The sequence below is a fragment of the Microcystis panniformis FACHB-1757 genome (assembly GCF_001264245.1).
Taxonomy (GTDB): Bacteria; Cyanobacteriota; Cyanobacteriia; order Cyanobacteriales; family Microcystaceae; genus Microcystis; species Microcystis panniformis.
Genome location: NZ_CP011339.1, coordinates 1,639,126 through 1,660,469 on the forward strand (window position 1 = coordinate 1,639,126; position 21,344 = coordinate 1,660,469).

At 43.9% G+C, this 21,344-nt stretch carries 22 protein-coding genes, 1 tRNA gene and 1 pseudogene; 14 read left to right on the forward strand and 10 right to left on the reverse strand.

The genetic code is table 11. The annotated features are described in order from the left end of the window. Positions 1–131: 131 nt before the first annotated feature. A pseudogene (locus VL20_RS07960) lies at positions 132–437 on the forward strand (IS110 family transposase); the annotation flags it as partial. A 204-nt stretch (positions 438–641) separates the two neighbouring features. On the opposite strand, the gene VL20_RS07965 reads toward VL20_RS07960, so the two are convergent. Then, positions 642–1,796 (reverse strand): ISL3 family transposase, encoded by a 1,155-nt coding sequence (locus tag VL20_RS07965; RefSeq protein WP_052275466.1) that lies wholly within the window; start codon positions 1,794–1,796, stop codon positions 642–644. A gap of 37 nt (positions 1,797–1,833) precedes the next feature. Beyond that, entirely contained in the window at positions 1,834–2,826 is a 993-nt protein-coding gene (locus tag VL20_RS07970; RefSeq protein WP_369800472.1) for an IS4 family transposase, read from the reverse strand. 113 nt (positions 2,827–2,939) lie between these two features. Here VL20_RS07970 and VL20_RS32385 point away from each other — a divergent pair, with 113 nt between their 5' ends. From VL20_RS32385 to VL20_RS08005, 8 genes are all read left to right on the forward strand, one after another. Continuing rightward, positions 2,940–3,773: a transposase gene (locus VL20_RS32385; protein ID WP_284525807.1), complete on the forward strand. Its 834-nt coding sequence runs from the start codon at positions 2,940–2,942 to the stop codon at positions 3,771–3,773. After that, positions 3,748–3,960 carry a hypothetical protein gene (locus tag VL20_RS27700; protein WP_052275239.1) on the forward strand — a complete coding sequence of 71 codons (213 nt, stop codon included), beginning with the start codon at positions 3,748–3,750 and terminating at the stop codon, positions 3,958–3,960. The genes VL20_RS32385 and VL20_RS27700 overlap by 26 nt, the downstream gene beginning before the upstream one ends. A 346-nt stretch (positions 3,961–4,306) precedes the next feature. Then, positions 4,307–5,086 carry an ABC transporter permease gene (locus tag VL20_RS07980; protein ID WP_081417917.1) on the forward strand — a complete coding sequence of 260 codons (780 nt, stop codon included), beginning with the start codon at positions 4,307–4,309 and terminating at the stop codon, positions 5,084–5,086. Positions 5,087–5,283: 197 nt separating this feature from the next. Then, positions 5,284–5,748 carry a hypothetical protein gene (locus tag VL20_RS07985; protein ID WP_052276167.1) on the forward strand — a complete coding sequence of 155 codons (465 nt, stop codon included), beginning with the start codon at positions 5,284–5,286 and terminating at the stop codon, positions 5,746–5,748. A gap of 326 nt (positions 5,749–6,074) precedes the next feature. Then, positions 6,075–6,896 (forward strand): phosphoadenosine phosphosulfate reductase, encoded by an 822-nt coding sequence (gene cysH, locus VL20_RS07990; RefSeq protein WP_052276168.1) that lies wholly within the window; start codon positions 6,075–6,077, stop codon positions 6,894–6,896. A gap of 239 nt (positions 6,897–7,135) precedes the next feature. Then, the gene (locus VL20_RS07995) at positions 7,136–8,002 is read left to right on the forward strand and encodes an alpha/beta fold hydrolase (RefSeq protein ID WP_081417916.1); all 867 of its coding nucleotides are present in this window, start codon (positions 7,136–7,138) and stop codon (positions 8,000–8,002) included. 230 nt (positions 8,003–8,232) lie between these two features. After that, on the forward strand, positions 8,233–8,529 hold the full coding sequence (locus tag VL20_RS08000; protein ID WP_043995702.1) for a BrnT family toxin: 297 nt from the start codon (positions 8,233–8,235) through the stop codon (positions 8,527–8,529). After that, positions 8,516–8,695 (forward strand): hypothetical protein, encoded by a 180-nt coding sequence (locus tag VL20_RS08005; RefSeq protein ID WP_052276170.1) that lies wholly within the window; start codon positions 8,516–8,518, stop codon positions 8,693–8,695. Before VL20_RS08000 ends, VL20_RS08005 begins: the two co-directional genes overlap by 14 nt. Positions 8,696–8,876: 181 nt before the next feature. Here the strand turns inward: VL20_RS08005 and VL20_RS31645 are convergent, their stop codons facing one another. Beyond that, complete coding sequence (locus VL20_RS31645; RefSeq protein ID WP_167341541.1) at positions 8,877–9,044, reverse strand: hypothetical protein; 168 nt, start codon at positions 9,042–9,044, stop codon at positions 8,877–8,879. Positions 9,045–9,742: 698 nt separating this feature from the next. Between VL20_RS31645 and VL20_RS08010 the strand changes: the two genes are divergently transcribed. After that, entirely contained in the window at positions 9,743–9,949 is a 207-nt protein-coding gene (locus tag VL20_RS08010) for a hypothetical protein (protein ID WP_002762605.1), read from the forward strand. A gap of 2 nt (positions 9,950–9,951) precedes the next feature. Continuing rightward, the gene (locus tag VL20_RS31070; protein WP_158499331.1) at positions 9,952–10,125 is read left to right on the forward strand and encodes a hypothetical protein; all 174 of its coding nucleotides are present in this window, start codon (positions 9,952–9,954) and stop codon (positions 10,123–10,125) included. 9 nt (positions 10,126–10,134) lie between these two features. On the opposite strand, the gene VL20_RS08015 is transcribed toward VL20_RS31070, so the two are convergent. The 6 genes from VL20_RS08015 to rlmN all read right to left on the reverse strand — a co-directional run bounded on the left by VL20_RS08015 (position 10,135) and on the right by rlmN (position 17,213). Beyond that, positions 10,135–12,006, reverse strand: coding sequence for a GTPase family protein (locus tag VL20_RS08015; RefSeq protein WP_052276171.1), 1,872 nt, complete (start codon positions 12,004–12,006; stop codon positions 10,135–10,137). 59 nt (positions 12,007–12,065) lie between these two features. Then, positions 12,066–12,941 carry a 3'(2'),5'-bisphosphate nucleotidase CysQ family protein gene (locus VL20_RS08020; protein ID WP_052276172.1) on the reverse strand — a complete coding sequence of 292 codons (876 nt, stop codon included), beginning with the start codon at positions 12,939–12,941 and terminating at the stop codon, positions 12,066–12,068. A 213-nt stretch (positions 12,942–13,154) separates the two neighbouring features. Further along, positions 13,155–13,997, reverse strand: coding sequence for a ChaN family lipoprotein (locus VL20_RS08025; protein ID WP_052276173.1), 843 nt, complete (start codon positions 13,995–13,997; stop codon positions 13,155–13,157). A 216-nt stretch (positions 13,998–14,213) separates the two neighbouring features. After that, positions 14,214–15,413, reverse strand: coding sequence for a bifunctional rod-capping linker CpcD/ferredoxin--NADP reductase PetH (petH, locus tag VL20_RS08030; RefSeq protein ID WP_052276174.1), 1,200 nt, complete (start codon positions 15,411–15,413; stop codon positions 14,214–14,216). A 287-nt stretch (positions 15,414–15,700) separates the two neighbouring features. Further along, positions 15,701–15,925, reverse strand: a complete 225-nt coding sequence (locus tag VL20_RS08035) for a rod-capping linker protein CpcD (RefSeq protein ID WP_002772199.1) — start codon at positions 15,923–15,925, stop codon at positions 15,701–15,703. Between the two features lie 274 nt (positions 15,926–16,199). Continuing rightward, a complete protein-coding gene (gene rlmN / locus VL20_RS08040; protein WP_052276175.1) occupies positions 16,200–17,213 on the reverse strand; it encodes a dual-specificity RNA methyltransferase RlmN in 1,014 nt (337 codons plus the stop codon). An 847-nt stretch (positions 17,214–18,060) separates the two neighbouring features. On the opposite strand from rlmN, the gene rimK reads away from it, so the two are divergent. Then, entirely contained in the window at positions 18,061–18,966 is a 906-nt protein-coding gene (gene rimK / locus VL20_RS08045) for a 30S ribosomal protein S6--L-glutamate ligase (RefSeq protein ID WP_002772203.1), read from the forward strand. Between the two features lie 217 nt (positions 18,967–19,183). Here rimK and VL20_RS08050 read toward each other — a convergent pair whose 3' ends face one another. Continuing rightward, positions 19,184–20,239 carry an ABC transporter ATP-binding protein gene (locus VL20_RS08050; protein WP_052276176.1) on the reverse strand — a complete coding sequence of 352 codons (1,056 nt, stop codon included), beginning with the start codon at positions 20,237–20,239 and terminating at the stop codon, positions 19,184–19,186. 123 nt (positions 20,240–20,362) lie between these two features. Here VL20_RS08050 and VL20_RS08055 point away from each other — a divergent pair, with 123 nt between their 5' ends. Both VL20_RS08055 and VL20_RS08060 read left to right on the forward strand, forming a co-directional pair. Then, positions 20,363–21,043, forward strand: coding sequence for a nucleoside phosphorylase-I family protein (locus VL20_RS08055; RefSeq protein WP_052276177.1), 681 nt, complete (start codon positions 20,363–20,365; stop codon positions 21,041–21,043). Between the two features lie 54 nt (positions 21,044–21,097). Then, positions 21,098–21,179 (forward strand) — tRNA-Leu (locus tag VL20_RS08060). The last annotated feature ends 165 nt before the right edge of the window (positions 21,180–21,344 follow it).

Genomic DNA, 21,344 nt, shown 5'->3' on the forward strand with positions numbered 1-21,344 from the left:
CCGTTGGGTAGCCACCGGAGCCACGCCGTCATCCCGAGGAGACAAGCTCGAACAATCGCCCTTAGGATTAACCTCGTCTTCGCAAGGACGAGTTACCAAAGGGACAAAATAACTTAACCCCAGCATAAACGATGACAGAAGAAAAAACATGGGTAGGGATCGATGTCAGTAAAGAGGTTCTAGATATCTACGTGTTGCCGCAAGGTCTGACCTTGCAACAACCCAACAGCGACGTTGGCGTTCAATCGCTGATTGAACAATTACATCCTCTCTCACCGAGTTTGGTGGTGGTGGAATCGACGGGTGGATTAGAGCGCGCACTCGTATCGGGCTTACAAGCCGCCACCATACCGGTAGCGATCGCCAACCCCCGCAAGGTCAAAGGGTTTGCGACGGCATTGGGGAAAGCAAAAACGGACAAATTGGACGCACAGGTTCAAGGGGTGACAAGGCGACTAAAAGGCTTGCTGGATAAGGCGCATAGCCGTTAGACCCCTAGAAAAATCGGGGTGTTTTCCTGGCTTGAGGCGGATCAAAGAAAAGGCGAGTTCCGAGTACGCGTCCATCGACTCGATCCAGAAGCTCCCATAAGTACCTATCCAAAAATCGCGGCTCTTCTGGTTTTCGTGTGTTAATTTTTGTTATGAATTAAAGCAAGCAAACAGCTTAAGTCGAAGATGTTCAAAATTGGTAAATCCATAACTCATTCTTTTAATAAGCTTTATTTTGGTATTCATTCCCTCAATTAATCCGTTGGTTGTCTGATTTTCAAAGTAATTACAAATACCTGGCAAATGCTTCTGGATCATCCTGGCACTACTTTCATATAATATCCCGCCTATTCTTATCCATTTTTCCAATTTTCTCTCAGCACCTCTGAACGTTCTACTACTTTGATAAATTTGTCTAATTTCTTCTTTCATTTCCCAGGCTATTCCTAAGCATGGATGTTCTTTCAGAATAACTTCTAGTTGTTGTTTTTGCTCGTCCTTTAAGTCCTCTTTATTCTTCCATAATAAATGAGGTAATCCTTTTTCATGCACCCCCATTAACTTTCTCAATTTATTAAGCTCGTCATTGATGATAGCCATTACATGAAAACGGTCATAGATGATTTTAGCATTGGGAAATAATTCCTTGATCACTGCTGTAAATCCTGACCACATATCGACGCTCACTTCTTTCACTTTCTCCCGAACTGCGTCTGGCTGTGCTTTTAAGGCTTCCATTAATTCTTCTTGCTTATGTCCTTTAATCACATCTAGTAAAATTTTCTTGTCCATATCTACGACCGTTGTGATGAAATCTTTATGTCCTTTTAAGTTACTAAATTCATCTAAGCTTATTCGTTCTGGTGCTTCCCACTCTTCCTTTTCTAGTTCTTTAGCACAGTGATTAAATATTAACTCAACTTCTGACCATCCTAACCCTTCTTCTCGACTTATTTCTTCGATGCTACAATTTTTTACTCTCTCATAAATCATCGATTCATAGCGAATTGTATGATGCTGTCTTAATCTCATAAAACTCAGTCTTTCGCTGATATACTTTTGGCACTTTTGACAATGAAACTGACGGCGTGGTACTTCTAAATATACTGGATTACCTAATATTGACAAGTCTCTGACTAGATTATACTCTGTCTGATTGATTCTGTCTAAGGTTTGATGGCAATTCGGACATTCAATTGTTTCATTTAAAAGAGCAAGCTTTAGGAAAATTGTCTGAGCAATTTTTTGATAATTGACCACTGTTACATTTGGTAAATCGAGGAGTTGATCAAAATTTATCCACATAACCCACCTCCTGTTCTGTGTTACTATTATACCATGCTCACACAGAACCTAGAAGAGCCAAATCGCTATGTCTTTCCGGACCGCGTTTCGCTTCTTTGGAGCGACAAATATAATCGCGAGTTCCCGATTTCTTGAGATTTTGACCACGGGTTGTATTCAAAGAGTAAGCGATAGCGATTAATAAAATTAAGGCGAGAAAGCGAGGCTCGCTCACTTTCGTTTTTTCAAGATTATATCCTCCCGTTTGACAATCTTTGAACATCGCTTCAATCCCGAATCGAGATTTATATAACTTGAGAGTTATCTCTAAAGATTCTAGGTTGGTCAATAAATACCAAGGCTCTTTAGACCCTTTAGTTCGATAACCTCTTTTCCCATAAGTTGCTAGGTTGAACCCCTCGATCTCATGGCTTTTCGTGTGGGTCACTCCCCGAAAGAAGTTTCGCTCGCCCCGGTTCGGTTCTAACTCGGAAAGGGCTTGATAGTTTTCTCCATCTTTCAATCGCGTGTAGGTACTTTTCTTTTGACGGAAGATAAAAGCTACACCTCTGTCGTCAAGCCACTTCCCTAATTGCGCTGACTGAAATTCACGGTCTCCCATTACGACGAGCGGATAGGGTTTCAACAACCCTAAGACTGGCTTGAGGAATTTTTTCGGTTCCCCGAGAGCGCTACTTCCTTTTTTATTCAGTAACACCCAATATACGGGCAAAGCTCTCCGACCACAAATCACACTGGCGACGAATAAATTTCTACCCTTCCAATCGGTTCTATCTATGACGACTAATAATCTTCCCGCGTGTTTCAGTTTTTTGAGCCTTCTTCTTGGCTCTCGATTTTTATTTTTTCCGCTAAATTCTAGCTTGACGATCTGTTTGATCAAAGGAAACCACAAGAGTTTCACGTTTAGTTGCGGGAGCTTAAGAAATCTCTGCAAATTCCGTCTTCTACTTTCAAAGGTTATCGGTTGCGGGAAAAGAGCGGCCAGTTTCTCTAGTTGGACTATCCGATGACTTTGTAAGAGCAGGATTAGGAGCTGTAAGGCTGACTGACGGACACAAGTGGGTCAAAACCTGACAAGACAAGGGTTGCCAAAAAGAAAAATATCTGGGTAGATAGGGAAAAAGCAAGAATCCCTACAAGATGAAAACCGAGAACAGAATCTTCTCCCAAGTTTATTCCTATCTAGAACAAGGAAGCCGATTTGTGGATAAAAGACATTTAACCGTCCTCAGTTGGATGGTGACAGCCCTACTCAGTAGTCAAAGTCTCAATCAAGCCAGATGGGAACCCTTTGTACAAAGCAGAGCCGAACAAGCCAATAGTTATCAGAGACGGTGGAATCGCTTTTGCCAGAATGGAAGAGTAGCGGTGGAAAAGATATACATCCCCTTAATATTGAAAGCCATCGAGACTTGGAAGGAGAAGGGGGAAAGACTGTATCTAGCAATAGATACCACTCTGTTGTGGAATCAATACTGCTTTGTCTATCTAGCGGTGGTCTGCGGGGGGAGAGCCGTCCCCTTGATGTGGATGGGATTAGAACATGGTAGTGCCAGCCTAGCTTTTGAGAAATACGAACCCTTGTTGGACAGAGCCAAAGGCTATCTTCAGGGCTTTGAGAATGTCATGCTGTTAGCCGACCGAGGCTTTGCCAATCAGCAATTAATTCAATGGCTCAGGAAAAATACTTGGCATTGGTGTCTTCGCTTACCTTGCGATACCCTCATTTACGGTGTTCGCCGTCGGGGTTTTGGCTATGAGGTCAGAGAACTCTATCCTCCCAAACGGCAAGCCTGCTTTGATCGCAACGTTCAAGTCTGGCAGGAGGCTAGAATCACTGCTCATCTTGCTTTAGCCTCTGTTCCAGGGGTTAAGGATAATTGGGCAATTCTGAGCGATGAACCTCCTACCCTTGACACCTTCTGGCAGTATGGTCTTCGTTTTCCCATTGAACATCTCTTTCAAGGGCAGTAAATCGGGCGTTTTTGACTGGGAACATTCTCGTGTTCGCTCTGCTGCTTGTTTAGAACGTCTCTATCTCATTGTTGCCATTTCTATTCTCTTTGCTACTTTAACTGGCATGGCGGTTCAACAATCTGGCTCTCGCCGTCAGGTTGATGCTCATTTTCGGCGTGGTTTGAGTTATTTGAAAATTGGTTGACGTTGGCTGGCGGGAGTTGTTCATAAGGCGCGTCCCTTCTTGCGACTTGACCACTTATTTTCTGTTGACCCTTTTCCCTGTTGGCTCTTCTCGCAAAGCTCGTCAGGATTATTATGGCAAAATTACCTTTTCTTTTATTCAGGAGTTTGAGGCTTTCACATAACAGTACTTGTCTTTGTATTGAAAAATGTGTCCGTCAGTCAGGAAAATTACCTACACAGGGCCAGCAAAAAAGTAATAGATTGGTGTATTCTTGATCAAATAGGGAAGTTAATAATTGGGCATAATGAGGGGATAAAACAATCTCTTAATCTAGGAAAGACAGATATTATTTTGATGAAAGGCTATGGGTATCAGTATCCTGAGAATCTGGGTGATCGCAGCTAATGGTTTTCGCGAGGTTATCCGCGATCGCATTCTTTACTTTATCGGGTTTTTTGCCTTGTTGATGGCCTTCGCTTTGCGTTTATTACCAGAAATTGCGGTGGGAACCCATCAGAAAATCTTTCTTGACTTGGGATTAGCCGCTATCGGGTTATTAGGGGTAATTGTTGCGGTTTTTGTGGGTACAGGGCTAATTAATAAGGAAATTGACAAGAGAACTATTTTAGTTTTGATTCCCAAACCCCTGAGTCGGGCCGAATTTATCCTCGGTAAACACTTGGGTTTGTCCGGGGTTTTAGCGGTGATGTTGGGGGTAATGTTGGTGATTTACCTGCTGATGTTGCTGGGGATGAAAGTATCTTTTCAACCTTTACCCCTGATTGTCTCGGTTTTCTATCTCGGTTTGGAATTAATTCTCATCGCGGCCGTGGCGATCGCTTTTGGGGTATTTACCAGTTCGATTTTAGCCACGTTAATGACTTTTGGGGTCTATCTAATGGGTCACATCAGCAAAGATCTGATCCAATTGGGTATAATCAGCAAAAATCCCAATATCCTCGCTATCACTAAAAATATTTATCTAATTCTCCCAGATTTAGAGAGATTAAATTTTAGAAACGAGGCCGTTTATGGTTTGCTGCCTAGTGCTGATGTCTTAATCGCTAATGCCCTCTACAGTCTCGTTTATACTGGTCTATTATTGGGCATCTCCATCCTCATCTTTTCACGACGACAATTTTAAATAGCGTTGCTGAATCAAGGGATGAATGGCAACTGTGCAGGTTCCCGTGTCAAAGTTAGTTTCGGTTTAGGTTTTAAAAATCCCAGCCAAGAAAATTCAGATCTCAAATCAGCAACGCCTAAAATTGTACTGGCAGAAAAACCGCTCATCGCTGGTAGGAATGGTCAATATCGATTAGTTTATAGACATTATTAGCCATGAAATTAAAGGCACAACTGCATATTTTAAGTCGAGAAGCGGTCAATTACGGACTGGCAACCGTGGTCATGGAAGAAGCGGTTAATCCCGTCCTCGCGGCCATGGCCAGACAGTTAAAACATTTACAATACTATGTGCTTCAGAATAGCGAGGGTGATTGGTTGCTGACCACTTTAGCCCATCGGCAGCAGCCACAACAGGAGAAAAGGGTAATCTATGCCTTTGCTACGGAAAAAATGGCCATATCTGCTCAAAATACCCCCAATTCACCCCTATCAACGCTCCTGATTCCCGTAACCCATCTTTTATTCCAATTATTTGCCCTAGAAAAAGTAGATAGTATTATTTTTCTGGAAAATGCACACACTGCTCAAACGGGAAAAGAAATCTCCCGGACCCAATTAAAGGCCAATATTGAAAAACAACTGCAAAAACTAGCGGCAATTCCTCCCCATCTTGCTTAACCTAGTGTAACCAGAGAGATTTTTGAGAAAGGAGGGTGTCGCTAGTGTGGGCCACACTTCACCCCATCAGATATAGTAGAAGTACAGTATATAGATTCTCAACCGTAAAACGACGGGGTTTTAACCCAAATTTTCGATAAAACGGCCCTCGATTGTCAAGCTGTATCCCTAACAATGAAGCAGTTAAACTAGGAGCCGTCGGAGGCGAAAGTCTCACCCACGTTTCTCAAGGGGAGGAGATGGAGGTGACTCTATTCTCGAACCCTAATGGATAGATTGGACTCTATCAGTATCCGCCGCTACTAATATCTTAAATCTTAGCCAGAATGCCAGATTTACACTTGCTTAATCCTCATCCACGGGCCCTAGAAACCGCCTTCATCCCCACTGCCGACCGGTCTTTTTCCTCCCCTCTATCCCTCGACCTCGCTACAATTAATCAACGTTTTGACTCCGCTAACGCCGCAGAAATCGTCGCTTGGGCGGAAGCCACCTTTGGGGAAGGTTTGGTGATGAGTACCAGTTTCGGCATTCAAGCGGCGGTGATGTTGCACCTCGTCACCGCAATTATCCCCGATATTCCCATCATTTGGATCGATACCGGCTATCTTCCCCCAGAAACCTATCAATTTGCCGAAGACTTAAGCCAACGCCTCCATTTAAACCTGAAAGTTTATCAATCTCCCCTCAGTCCCGCCCGCATGGAAGCAATCCACGGTAAATTGTGGTCAAATAACGATCTCGACTCCCTCAATCTCTACGACAAAATCCGCAAGGTGGAGCCGATGCAACGGGCCCTGAAGGAATTAAAGGCCACCGCTTGGTTAGCAGGTTTACGTCGCGACCAAACCGACCACCGCAAAACTCTCCAATGGGTCAATCCACAGGGCGAACGTTACAAAATATTACCGATACTTGACTGGAATGCCAAAACCATCTATGACTATCTGACTAAATACGATCTTCCCTACCATCCCTATTTTGATCTAGGTTATGTCTCCGTGGGCGATTGGCACTCCAGTCGGCCTTTAACCGCCAATGATAGCAACGAACGAGACACCCGTTTCAAGGGTTTAAAACAAGAATGCGGTCTTCATTTACCCTTAACCCCCGGAGAAGCACAAAGTCTCGACGCAAGCTCCCTTTAACTGCTGGGGTGGGAAAATTGCCGGTGCGACGGTTCCTAGACGTTAGACAATGGTTATTAGACCTCTTGTAAAAATCAAAAATTGTTGTTAGGGTTAGGAGTCAGGAGCCAGTAGTCAGTAGTCAGGAGAATTAAGAAGGAGTAATAATCAGTTAAATGGTCTATTTACAGACTTTATGCCATTTAATCCTTATTTTTGCCGTTTTTGAACCCTGAAAAATTAATTATGCAAGAGGTTTATTGATTGTTAATCCCCCATTAACCATGGCTATTTTAGAAAATTTTCTCGAAGTCGGCTCTCTCAAGTGGTTCTATCGACAGGTTAACCCCGCTCAACAACCGGACACAACCCCCGTCATTCTACTCCATGGTTTACCCGCCCATGGCTATATTTGGCGGGAATTATTGACCAGTTTAGAAGAATATAACATTAATGCCATTGCCCCCGATTGGATCGGTTCCGGTTTATCCGCTAAACCCGATGCCAGAGATTTCGCCTACACACCTAACGCTTTTTGTCAAGCTTTGTCCGATTTTATTCAAGCTCTCCAATTGCCGAAAATCTCCCTCATTGTCCAGGGTTTTTTAGCCTCCGTCGGGTTACAATACGCCCTAGAAAATCCTGATAAAATTGAGCGCTTGATCATCTTAAATACTCCCCTCTCCAGTGATGTTAAATTACCCTGGATAATGAAACAATGGGGGATACCTTTCCTCGGAGATATGGCGACTCAAGATCCCTTATTAGTCGATCGTACTTTAGAAACCGGTAGCGGTTTTGTGATTAGTGATGCAGCTCTGGCTATTTTCCGTCAACCTTATCTAAAAACTTCGGCAGTAGGTCGCGCTTTAGTGGCTACGATTCGCAATTTAAACCTATCGAAAACCATGGCAGAAATTGAGACAGGTTTAGAGAACTTTGAAAAACCTATCCTTTTTGTCTGGGGAATGGGGGATCCTTGGTTATCTTCTGTCACTGTCGAAAAATTAGCCACTAAATCAGGAGTGGAATTAATCTCCCTCGCAGAAGCAAAACACTATCCCCAAGAACATTGGTCAAAAGAAATTAATCCCCAGATTATTAATTTTCTCGGACGCAAAACCTGAAGAGCTATTTAAGGTGATGCAGAAATTGTCTCAATTACCCTTCTCTGATTATAGTAGAAGCGGAGGCTTCGCTTTTTCAAAATTTCTGCGTTTAGGGCTAGTAATTTATCGATATAACAAAAAATTATTGAAGTTTAAATAGTGATAAAAATTTTTGTTCGTTCAAAACGATAGGTAAGGAGGAGATATAGGAATAATTCTCTACAAAGACAATTTTTGGAGATTTATTTATGCAATTTAGAGAATTTGACTGGGATCAGTCTAAAAGATATTCTAATATAGAGAAGCATGGGATAGATTTTGCGGCTGTTCCTCCTATTTTCGATGGTCACTGTCTAATCAGAGAAGATAATCGCCAAGATTACCAAGAAATAAGGATGTGTTTGCTGGGACAATTAAACGGGATAATCTGTTATGTTGTCTATACTATAAGAGGGGAAACTTGCCGATTGATTAGTGCTAGGAGAGCAAACGAACGTGAGCGAAGAAAGTATCAAGAGAGTATCCCCCAAGATGGGGATTGTTAACACAAAAGAGGAAAGGCAAGATTTAACCGATTGGGAGCGAGTTAAATCGATGAGCAATGCAGAAATCGAGGCTAATGCTTTGTCAGATCCCGATGCGCTTCCTTTTGATGATGATTGGGAAAATGCGGCGATTATTTCTGCTTACAATAAATTAACATCTCAATAATTGCTAAAACTGATAATTGTCTCAGGGTTACTTGTTATGAAAGTTTAATAGACTGTTGTTCAAGAAAATAGTGATAAAATTTTTTGTTAGCTCAAAACAATAAGCAGATAATCATTTGATAGTAATCATTCCACATTATCCTCAAATCGAATTACTTAATATTGATTATTTGAACCATATTTTAAAGTCTATGTATATAGGCTTGATGATATCTCCATGCTTCTAAAATACTTTGTAATAATTCATCTTTTGAAAAACAACCAGAATCAGCTACATCTTCAATTTGTCTGATTAGATCATCTTCTAACTCCAATTCTAGCATACTCACTTGTTTAGTTGTGTCTGCCATACTTTTATCTATCTAAAAGTTGATGGAACTATCATACCATAGGAACTCAGCACTGTGGTATCTATTAAACCCCACAATATACCCACATTACACCCATTGCTATGCCTTGCATATATGTATATGTAATACCACCTACTAAATACCCTATTATACCCCCTGTTGTACCTAAGCATGAATAAAACCTAAGATTATTTTAGTTAAAATTTGCGAAAAATAGCATTTTAATAACAAATAAGTCGATAAGTCGATGGTATTTGACCTATTGCACCCATTAAGTACCGTCAGGACTCGTTTATGTTGACTTAACATATCTGGTGCGATTGCTTGACATATCTGGTGTAATTAGGGTAAGATAGGATACTGTAGTTAGGATGCTAAGTTTCTAAAGGAAGACTACTATGGACATCTATAAGAAAGGACGATGACAACCCTTAAATCAGACTGTAGGGTCAATTCATGAATTGACCCTACTATAGTTCATGAATTGACCCTACTATAGTTCATGAATTGACCCTACTATAGTTCATGAATTGACCCTACTATAGTTCATGAATTGACCCTACTATAGTTCATGAATTGACCCTACTATAGTTCATGAATTGACCCTACTATAGCCCTCGATGGTAAAAATGGCTCTTCTCGACCTTACAGATACCACCATCGATATAATCAGTAATTCACTAAATTAACAAAAAAAAATGGCTACCAGACAATTTCGAGTAAATCTTAGTCAAAAGGACTCTGAATATCTTAAAGAAATAGCTAAAGAGCTAGACTTAACAGAGTCTGAAGTAATTCGCAAAGGATTAAAACTCATGGCTTTATATGCTAAAACTGAGACGGAGGAAGATACTCAATTAATACTGCAAAAAGGTAATGAACAGAGACCACTACTAATTGTTTAGTTATGACCAGTGATTCAAAAAATGAGACAGGGGAAGTTAACAATCCAAAAGATCCCAGCGCTTCTTTGGCTCTTCCAAAATCGGTAATTTTAGTACAAAGGCCAGAAATCTCAACCCCAGAAACCTTTCCTCCCCACTCTCCTATACTTTTAAAGTGGAATAAAGTTTTAGTTTAATTAATCTGGCTACAGGCCTGTTTTTACCGTCTCTAAATACCCCTGATAACTTGACCGGAACTTTTCGATCGATAAGTCCTTTGTCCAATATTCTACCAGAGCATGACCCCAGGCCCAAGCTTCCCTGTCGGCAGTGCTAGAATTTTCTAATAGTATTGGCCAAAGTGCCAATAAATCAAAACTTTTATTCTCCGTATTTAAGAGAGAAGAAAGCTCGTAGGCCATCTGTAATTTACCGATCGCTACTGGTAATTGTTCCACAGGAATTTGTTCAGCTAAAAGATAGGCTAAAGTCGGTCTTCCCGTGGCTAAAGTGGAGATAAAACCGAGAATAGGACTTTTTAATAGGGCCGTTAAACCTTGTCCCGTGGCCATCTGTAAAGTATAGCGATCGATTATTTTCGCCGCTGCCAGGGTTCGAGTTTCTAAATCGGCTAAAAAACGGGCCAAACGCAACTGTTTTGCGGGTGAAATTGCCCCCAGCAAAGCGATTGATAACTCCTCATCCCCCCAAGCTTCTCTATCTGGCTGTTGACTGACCATCGGCAAAATGCGATCGCAGAGATCCTCGAATAATTCCGCCCGATACTGCAAGCATTCGCGGATATTGACTTCTTTGGGACTTTCTCCCGTCAGCCAATTATAGGGGGGTTGCCACTCTCGCAGCGGACGCAGGCGATCGACTTGGGAAACACAGACTATAACTGGTAAATTGTCAATAGTTTGTTGCAAATCTTTAAGAAAAGCCTCATCCATAGCCAGGGCGGGATCGAGGGCGGGAGTTACCAGAATCAATAAATCGGCGTTTTTGGCGTAATTAAGAACCTTTTGCCGATCATCGGCCCGATTTGCCTGTTCGTAGCCCGGGGTATCCCAGAGGATTAACTCGTCCCCTTCTGGGGTTTGCCAATGGTAGGATTGGATCGCGTCGGTACTGGGCAATAGATCCACTTGGGCTAAATCGGCCCGAAAGAGAGTATTAATTAAACTGCTTTTGCCGGCCCCGGTGCGTCCAACCAGCAGAATGTTAACCGGTTGGCGATCGATTTCCGTGATCGGTTCCGCTTGGGCGAGAATTTCCTTGAGAGTAGTAGTGGCGATTTTGGTTTTGGTGGGGAGAGTGGGGGCGAGATTACTGCCACTGTAGAGTAACACCGCTTGGCGAGAGAGATTTCTTAGGGCATTTTCCCGCAAAACTTGCCCTAAATTGACTAATAATTGCTGATCCGCTCGATCGCTGTATTTTTGACTGGCCACTTTAGCCACAGCCGCGGCGGGATTGATTACCCATTGCGCCCAATTCCAGACCTGCCAAAGTTTCTGGGCCGAGGGTTGCAATTTTTGATAAACTTCGTAGGCCTGATAGGCTTGGCCGATGGTGATTTGATTCAGGGCCGGGGAAAGATTCTGCATCCAGCGATCGCTATCATCCACGGTTCCCCGAATTAAACCGTAGGCCTGGGGAATGTAAATATTTAATAAGGGGTACTTGACATCGGGGTAATAGATCTGAGCGATGGCACTGACCAAATCCTGACAGCGTTGCCAAAAAGTCGCCCAATCTTCCCAAACCGGCCGATCATTGCGGGCCTCGACGATAATCCTCTCGATAATTTCCTCGACATTGCCCCCGGAATCACCGTCAGGAGGGGTTAATTCTGCCTTAATTTCCCCAATGGTGGCTTCGATTTCCCCGACCACTGGGCGCGTCCATTTGACCAACAGGAAGCGCCAAGCGACAAAAATCAGGGTAAAAACTGCCCAAATCCAATTTAAACCCCATTGATTGATCTGGAAACTGGCGGCCACGATCAGAAAGATGACCACGGCGGCGATCGGAACTGCTAAAATCAATCCTTGCCAAGTTTTTAACCGTAACATTGCTCGATCTGGTTTTTTTCCATTCTACCGATCTCTGATTCTCGGTTAGGGGGCATAAATTAGACCGTGGCATCAATTTGGGCGAGGATTGCCGTGGACAACTGACAAAGTTGTTGATGACAAGGACCATTACTGGCCATGATCCCCCCCCATTGCCGCACATCGCCGCGATTATAGCGCACCGGTTGACCGTCAAAATAGGAAAATTTGCCGCCTGCTTCCGTTAAAATCAACTCTGGAGCGGCAAAATCCCAGTCTTTAGCCGCCGATTTCCCCGATAGGGAGATATAAACATCGGATTTTTGTTCGAGGATCGTGGCAATTTTACAGCCCACACTACCCACATAATTTTTATCCAAGAAGGGTATTTGACTTAATAAATTATCAAAACGTTGGTTGCGATGGGTACGACTAACCACCAGATAGAGGTCGGTAATTTTATCTTTATTGGCAACTTTTACCTGTGTAATATTGCCGTCGCTAGTTTCTAGAAAAGTGCCTTTTCCTTTTTGGGCAAAATAGAGTTTTTCTTGATCTGGTAGGGCAACCACGGCGATGATCGGTCTTCCTTGATAACATAAGGCGATATGTAGGGCATATTCTCCCGTTTTGTCGATAAAATCGCGGGTTCCGTCCAAAGGATCGATAATCCATACCCAATCTTTCGGGATAGCTTCATTACCCTGGTGGGTTTCCTCGCTTAGATAACCAAAGTCGATATCAGAGAAATTTGTTTGTAATTCCCCTAAAATATAGTGATTTGCCGCTAAATCCGCCGCTGTCACTGGTCCGCCTTTTTTCTTCTCGTTGATGGCTAAATCCTGTTCACCCCGGTGGTAGGATTGGAGAATTTTAGCACCACCCCAACCGACGGCACGAGTCACAGCTAAAATGCGATCGAGTGTTTCGGTATCTTGACAGGTTAAATTAATCATAAAATAGCCTCAGTTTTTCAGACTTATTATCCACTAAATTAACTGCGAAATTTAAAGACTGGCTTCTTATACCATTTTTCTAAAGTAATGACAGAGATGGTTAATTGCCCTCACCCCCCGACGTCGGGGGGGTGAGGAGGGGTAAGATACCTGCCAAGAATAAAGAAAAATGGTATTAGCTTATCATCCCTTGTTTCCTAACCTCCGACTTGCTTAATTTTGCCCTTGCCAAAAATAATCGGCGGGTTTTTTGGTTTCTGCTGGTGATGATTGAGGAGCGTCTCCTAAGAAAACCGAGCGCTGGCTGACGCGATCGCCTAATCTTCTTTGGACTCGACTGGGAATACCGTAACCGTAGGCAATATGACCTTTTCCTGCTAGGACGATGATCTGATATTCGGGATGAGCTTGCCAGAATTTAGCGATCGCATCGGCCATGGTTTCATCCCAGAGAACCTGTGCCAGAAAAAAGCGATCGAATCCCTGACTACTGCCCCCCGTGTGTTGCTCATAAACGGCTAAGATCTGTTGACGGTATTCCTCGTTATCCTGGTTTATTTCGCTTTTAGGGGGGATGTAGGTCATTTCTGAGGTGGAGAGGCTTTCTAAGCCCTCCCGTGCCACTTTTCTAGTGATTTCCGTGGGTGTATTTAGGGCGATAGCTGGTAGTTTTTTCGCCTTGGCCAAGCGCAGGATCGGGGCGTAAAATTCCCAATCAAATCCCCAACGTTGGTCGTATTCACTTTTTTCTCTCAACTGATTTTCGCTAATTTTGCCGGCTAAATACTGATCCAAATAGATTTGGTAAGGACGTTGAAACATCTCAAAAGCGATCGCTATTTGGGGATTATTAGCCTGTAAATACTCGATAATAGCTAATTGGGCCTGATGGTCGGCTTGACTATCGTGCCTTTCCCCCAGATAAATAATCTCGGCTGTTTTTAAATCGGCCAGAATTTGTTTTTGGCTATTAGTAAAACTCCAGGCCTGGGGCAGCAAAATAAACAGTAGGCAGAGGGCAAGGAAAACGGGAAAAAAGCGTCGAGAGAATTTCATCTTTTTAAAGGTCTTTTAAAAAACCTAAGTAGATAGGTATTAAAAACTTTCAGATCCCCCCGCCTATCGGCACCCCCCTTATTAAGGGGGGTAGGGGGGATCGAACCTAAAATCCATTTTTAATTTAATTATAACCAGCTACTTATCTTAACCGAAGCCAAGACAAAAAGGGTGGACAATGCCCACCCGCAAAAATTTTCAGAGAACCTTTCTGGTTTAGTAGGTTTCTACGTGCCAGCGATGTTCTTTTTTCAGTTGTTTCTGATAGACAGACCAATCGGTGCCATTTTTATTGGCAGCACCACTGATAGCATCGTCGATACCATCTTCCATCCCTTTAAGTCCGCACATATAAGCGTGGGTTTTGGGACTTTGGAGTAGATTCCAGATTTCGTCAGCGTGTTCGGCTACCCGGTGTTGAATATACATTCTGCCGCCCTGGGGATTTTGCTGTTCCCGGCTGATGGCATAGGTGAGACGGAAGTTATCGGGGAATTCCGCCGCGATTTTCTCTAATTCTTCTTGGTAGAGAATATTGGCCGTTTTGGGAACTCCGAAAATCAACCAAGCTAGACCTTTGAATTTATAATCTTCGTGTTGTTCCTTGAACATCCGCCAGAGGAAAGCTCGGAAGGGAGCGATTCCCGTCCCGGTGGCCATCATAATGATAGTGGCATCTTCATCACTGGGCAGCAGCATTTCCTTACCCACCGGACCAGTAATAGCCACATCGGCACCCACCCCTATATTACAGAGATGGGTGGAACAAACTCCATAAACGGTTTCCTTGGTTTCTGGATGTTGGTATTCTAACTGACGCACGCAGAGGGATACGGTTTTATCGTCTAATTTATCACCATGACGGGTGGAGGCGATCGAATAGAGTCTCAATTTATGAGGTTTGCCATTAGCATCGGTACCCGGAGGGATAATACCGATACTTTGCCCTTCTAAATAGCGTAAATCGCTCCCGGAAAGGTCAAAGGTGACGTGTTGTACGATGCCGATACCCCCCTCATCAACGAGAGGATAATTCTCGATACATTTGCCGATAAAGGGTTGATTCGGACGGTAGATGTTGACGGGGATATCTGTTTTTTCTTTCGCTTGAGTCATGGCCTTTTTCTTGGTCTGTTCGGGGACGGGCGATGATTGAGCGATTGGCTGTGGTGTGGAGGCACTAGAAACAGTTGCTACGGGGGCAATCCCATTGAAGGGTTTGATGCTGACGATACGACCACCTAAACGGGTAATCCGACGCATTTCTTGATTCATGCGACTGTAGGGAACCGTGAAAAACACGCTTCCACTCTGACGGATTGAATAATCCAAGCTGTCAGTATTGTCGTTTTGATTGAGACCCGCCACTTCGTAAACAAATAAACGGTTTCCCGCTAGTGTACTCGGACTGTACATTAAATATAACTCCCAACTCAAGTCACGATAATCGTTCCATAGTTTAGCCTATCATCGGTACACTACACCTAGGCCTAATTGAGAGTTATCTTAAAAAAACCACAGACATCGCTTTTATCCTTTTGGATAGGATAGGTCAAGTCTCTGGTTAAAATCTGTTACATTTGCAGCATTTTACTTTTTATTAAGATTTATGTTACTTTTGCCCATTTATGCTAGAAATCCCCCTGGTTGACCTGATGAGGACAAGAGCGGGGGACAGATATTAGCAATAATTATTTTATGAACTACTCGGCCGCAGCAGCGTTTAAGGGTTTAATGCTGACGATGCGAGCGCCTAAACGGGTAATCCGACGCATTTCTTGATTCATGCGGCTATAGGGAACGGTTAAAAAGACACTGCCACTCTTACGAATAGAATAATCTAGGTTATCAGTCTTGTCATTTTGACTCAAACCGACGACTTCATAGACAAAAAGGCGGTTTTCTTTGGCACTAGAGAGACTTTGCATCGAAATGGCTCCTACATTGATGTTATAGTTCTCTAGTTTAGCCTAGCAGGGAGACTAGCAATCTAGTTAGGGTTTGCGGCAAAAAGTTTCTCGTGGGGCCAGGGTGTGGGGTGTAGGGTGTAGGGTTCTATTTTAAGGCACTTTTCCCCTGAAATTTCCCCCCGATCCCTCCAATGGCTGGCACTTTTTGATTTCCCCAAAGTCTAAAAGTCTTAACCAACAAGGTTTTTAGATTTATTCAGCCAACGCTAGTTAATGGCCGATTTACGCCTGTTTATTGTACCATGACGCTCGATCGCAATTGTCCACAGGCCGCATCGGCCGCTAAACCTCTGGAATAACGGACAGTAACGGCGACTTTTTCCTGTTCTAAAATAGTTTTAAAAGCCTTAATTCTTTTTTCATCAGGCCGTTGATAATCCACCTCCTGAATGGGATTATAGGGGATGAGATTGACGTGAGATTGAAACCCTTTCACCAGTTTGGCTAATTCCCTTGCGTGTTCGGGTAAATCATTTACTCCCGCTAAAAGAATGTATTCAAATGTCACTCTTCGTCCCGTGATTTGAACGTATTCCTGACAGTCTTGGATCAGATTACTTAGGGGATAATGGTCGGCACTGGGGATTAATTTAGCTCGAACTTGTTGATTAGAAGCATGGAGACTAACAGCAAAAGTTACTTGCAAATTATGTTCGGCTAGTTGCTTGATTTTCTGGGGTAATCCCACCGTAGAAATCGTTAAACAACGCTGACCGATCCCCACATCTTGATTCAGGGAATGAATCGCTGTCACCACTTCGGGAATATTTAATAAAGGTTCCCCCATCCCCATAAACACCACATGACTAACTCGCTGTTGAAAATCCTCCTGTACTGTTAATACTTGGTCAACGATTTCATAGGCTTTTAAATTACGAGTAAAACCCCCTTTTCCCGTGGCACAAAAATCACAGGCCATCGGGCAACCCACTTGGGAAGAAACACAGACTGTCAATCTTTTTTCACTAGGAATTCCCACCGCTTCGATAATTAAACCATCGGCCAGTTTTAGCAGATATTTACGAGTGCGATCGGGTGCTACACTGCGATAATTTATAAGGGAACGACCGATAGGATAATCCGCCAGCTTGCTGCGCCATTCTTGGGGGAATACGGAAATATCCGCCAAAGAATGCACCCCTTTTTCGTATAGCCATTGGTGTAATTGTTTACCCCGATAAGCGGGTTGTCCCTGGTCTTTTACCCAGTCGGTCAGTTCCTCTAAAGATTTCGCTAGTAAAGTCATAATTGTTATCGTTGATCGCCTTATCATTCTAACCGATCAATCATCCCTAGTAGCAAAACCGTGACAAAATTGTATTGATTAATTGACATTTTTTCCCTTTGCTCCTTCTCTAGTCTTTGTTAGTCAATTAAATACTTAAAACTATAACTTAAGTAGGTAGGTGTTAAAAGTTTTCAGACACCCCCCTTATCAAGGGGGGCAGGGGGGATCCCCCCGCCTATCGGCACCCCCTTATCAAGGGTAGATCCCCCCGCCTATCGGCACCCCCCTTATCAAGGGTAGATCCCCCGCCTATCGGCACCCCCCTTATTAAGGGTAGATCCCCCCGCCTATCGGCACCCCCCTTATTAAGGGTAGATCCCCCGCCTATCGGCACCCCCCTTATTAAGGGTAGATCCCCCCGCCTATCGGCACCCCCCTTATTAAGGGTAGATCCCCCCGCCTATCGGCACCCCCCTTATTAAGGGTAGATCCCCCGCCTATCGGCACCCCCCTTATTAAGGGTAGATCCCCCCGCCTATCGGCACCCCCCTTATTAAGGGTAGATCCCCCCGCCTATCGGCACCCCCCTTATTAAGGGGGGCAGGGGGGATCGAACCTAAAATCCATTTTTAATTTAATTATAACCAGCTACTTAAACTTAGCCTGAAGACAAAAACAAATCTAGTCTTAAGCTTGATCCTTTTTACTTTTCATTTAACCCAACTGTTCAAAGGGAACTGTCAGCGCCATAATGATCGATGGACTTCGATCGAGAACAGAAATTTTATGAGTTGCCAGCCAAAAAAGTCAATATGGGAAAATAAAGAGCTATTCAGTTGTAAAAGCAATATTTAAGCGAAAATTTATGAAAATCGCTATTTTATCGCAAGACGCTTCTCTTTATTCTACCAAGCGACTGAAAGAAGCGGGAGAAGCTCAAGGCCATGAGGTACGAGTGATCAATTATTTGCGCTGTTATATGAACATCACCTCCCATAAACCCACGGTTGTCTATAACGGTAAACCCTTGGAGAGTTTCGACGCGATTATCCCCCGTATTGCCGCCTCAAAAACCTTCTATGGAACCGCAGTCGTCCGACAATTCGAGGTGATGAATGTTTTTACTGCCAACGACTCGCAAGCAATTTCTCGGTCGCGGGATAAATTGCGTTGTCTGCAAATCCTCGCTCGGGAAGGGATAGGTTTACCGGTGACGGGAATTGCTCACGCAACTCAAGATATCGATGGTTTAATCGAAACCGTCGGCGGCACCCCTCTAGTGATTAAATTATTAGAGGGAACCCAAGGTATTGGCGTAGTTTTAGCGGAAACCGACCAAGCAGCCAAGTCAGTTATTGAAGCTTTTCGGCAATTAGAAGCTAATATTCTAGTACAAGAGTATATTAAAGAGGCCAGTGGGTCAGATCTGCGCTGTTTTGTCATCGATGGAAAAGTGGTAGCCTCGATGAAGCGACAGGGGGCCGAAGGGGATTTTCGTTCTAATCTTCACCGCGGTGGCAAAGCAGAAAAGATAAAATTAACCCCGGAGGAACGCAGTACGGCTATACGGGCCACTAAAGCCATGGGTTTACGGGTTGCGGGTGTGGACTTATTACGGTCTAATCATGGGCCTGTGGTTATCGAGGTGAATTCCTCTCCGGGTTTGGAAGGAATAGAAGCGGCCACTGGTGTGGATGTGGCCAAAAAAATTATTGATTTTGTCGCTAAAAATGCCACCCTAGTCCTAAATCGCGATCGATATCAATATTAGCCATCAGCCTTGGCTCAGTTATCAGTTATCAGTTATCAGTTATCAGTGGGTAAGTTATCAGTGGGTAAGTTATCAGTCAATAGTATTAAGCGATAAGCTCGGAGCTGCCTTTTTACTGAAAAAGCTCCCCACACCCCACACCCCACACCCCACACCCTACACCCTACACCCCACACCCCACACCCTACACCCCTTAAACAGGATTTAGTATCAGTTATCAGTCAGCAAATACACGGACGCTATCGGGAATAATCGATAGTTTTACCTTTGTACCGATGTCTAATTGGGTGTTAATCGTTGTTCTAGCGTGGATTTGGCTGCCGGTAGCCGTTAGCAGACAATAACGGTATTCCCGCCCCAAAAATTGGCGATCGCAAATAACTAGCTCTCCCGTCTCATCCGGCTTAATTTTGACATCTTCCTCTCTCAGCATCAATTCCCCTTTGTCCAAATCTTGACCATCAGGAATTGTCCAGAGTCCTATCTCGGTTTGCCATTGTTCCCCCTTCCGTCTAGCGGGGAGAAAGTTAGCTTGGGTGACAAACTCAGCCACGAATCGCGAGGCCGGATGACTATAAATTTCTTCGGGATTGTTAATTTGTTCTAATTTTCCTTGACAAATGACCGCAATTGTGTCACTGATCACCATTGCTTCCTCCCGGTCGTGGGTGACAAAAATGGCCGAGATACCAGTCGCTTTCAGGATATGACGGATCTCGTGCCGTAACCGTTGCCGTACCTGGACATCGAGATTACTTAAAGGTTCATCTAAGAGGATTAAAGAGGGTTTTGGGGCTAAAGCGCGGGCAAGGGCGACTCTTTGCTGTTGTCCTCCCGATAGCTGATGGGGATAACGTTTTTCTAGTCCTTGCAGTCCGACTAAATCTAAAGTTTCCGCCACTCTAGCGTTAATAGCTCTGCTCGATAATTTCTCCCCAGAATTTTTTAACCCGAAGGCGATATTTTCAGCGATAGTTAAATGGGGAAAAAGAGCGTAATCCTGAAAAACCATGCCCGTATTGCGTTTTTCCGGGGGAATAAAGGTTTTTTCGTCGGCAACTATTCGCCCTCCCAATTCAATCACTCCTTGAGATGGTTTTTCAAATCCCGCAATCATCCGCAGCAGAGTAGTTTTACCGCAGCCCGACGGGCCCAATAATCCGAGAATTTCGCCCTCTGTTAAACTAAAACTGATATTATCAACAGCTAGAGTAGGAGAAGCAGGAAAACGCTTGTTAACCTCGGATAAACGCAGAATGACAGACTTTTTCATGGTGAGAAAGACAATCGCCCAGTCAGTGGCAGGGCCATTTACTTAAGAATTATTCCTAATTAGTTCACTACTATTATTTATAACATCTCAATGGACTAATTAGGAAACTTTCTCAAAAATTTCATGCTCACACCTGAAGATATTATTCTCGTTCCCCGGGGGGCCGAGCATAGCTCAATCCGCCGAGGATTAAGAAAAATCGGCGATTTAGCCCCGCAAATTATCCCCATTAACCTTGGCGCTCCAGAATTCCTCGACAGTTCCCCAGTCTCTAGGCAATCTCTAGAGTTTCTTAATAAGTTCGCGGGAAAAATTGTGCTGATGGGATTAGCGGGCAGTCTCAGCGATCGCTATCGGGTCGGAGATGGGGTAATCTATCAAGGTTGTGGCGCGGAAACGGGGAATTATTGGCAGTGCGAACCGGAAATAACCGCAGAAATCGCCCAATTAACCGGATATAGTCTTGTTAAAGGTTTAACCAGCGATCGCCTGATTAGCCGATCCGAGGAAAAACGACGTTTAGGACAAGGGGGCTATGAAGTGGTCGATATGGAAGGAGCAAGGATTTTAGCGGCTTTACGGGGGCAAAAAGTGGCAATGGTGCGCGTGATTAGCGATGAGGTGACACAGGATTTACCCGATTTAGCCCCGGCAATTGATAATCAAGGTCAGCTGCGACCATTGCCCCTAGCTCGACAAATGTTAATCCGTCCTGTCCCAGCCTTCCATTTGATTCAAGGTTCCCTAAAAGGTTTATCCGTACTAACTCAGGTGGTGCGAAAGTTGTGCGGCAGTAATTTTTAAAAGTTGCTTGCAGATTATTTTTTTTCTGTGCTATAGTGGTTAAGCTAAAATCAAGCGGATGTGGTGGAACTGGTAGACACGCACGTTTGAGGGGCGTGTGGCTTACGCCTTGCGAGTTCGAGTCTCGCCATCCGCATAAACTTTTATCTGCCCTCCGACAAGAATTGCCCTTGTCACCTTGAATGTTGGCATTCCTCCCCCGTTACACCCGTAGGGTTAGTGGGGGAGGAATGCCGAGCAATAGGAAACGCTCGCAGCCCATCGACTCGGGTTGACGGCAAAAAAGAGCGACTCTTCCTTG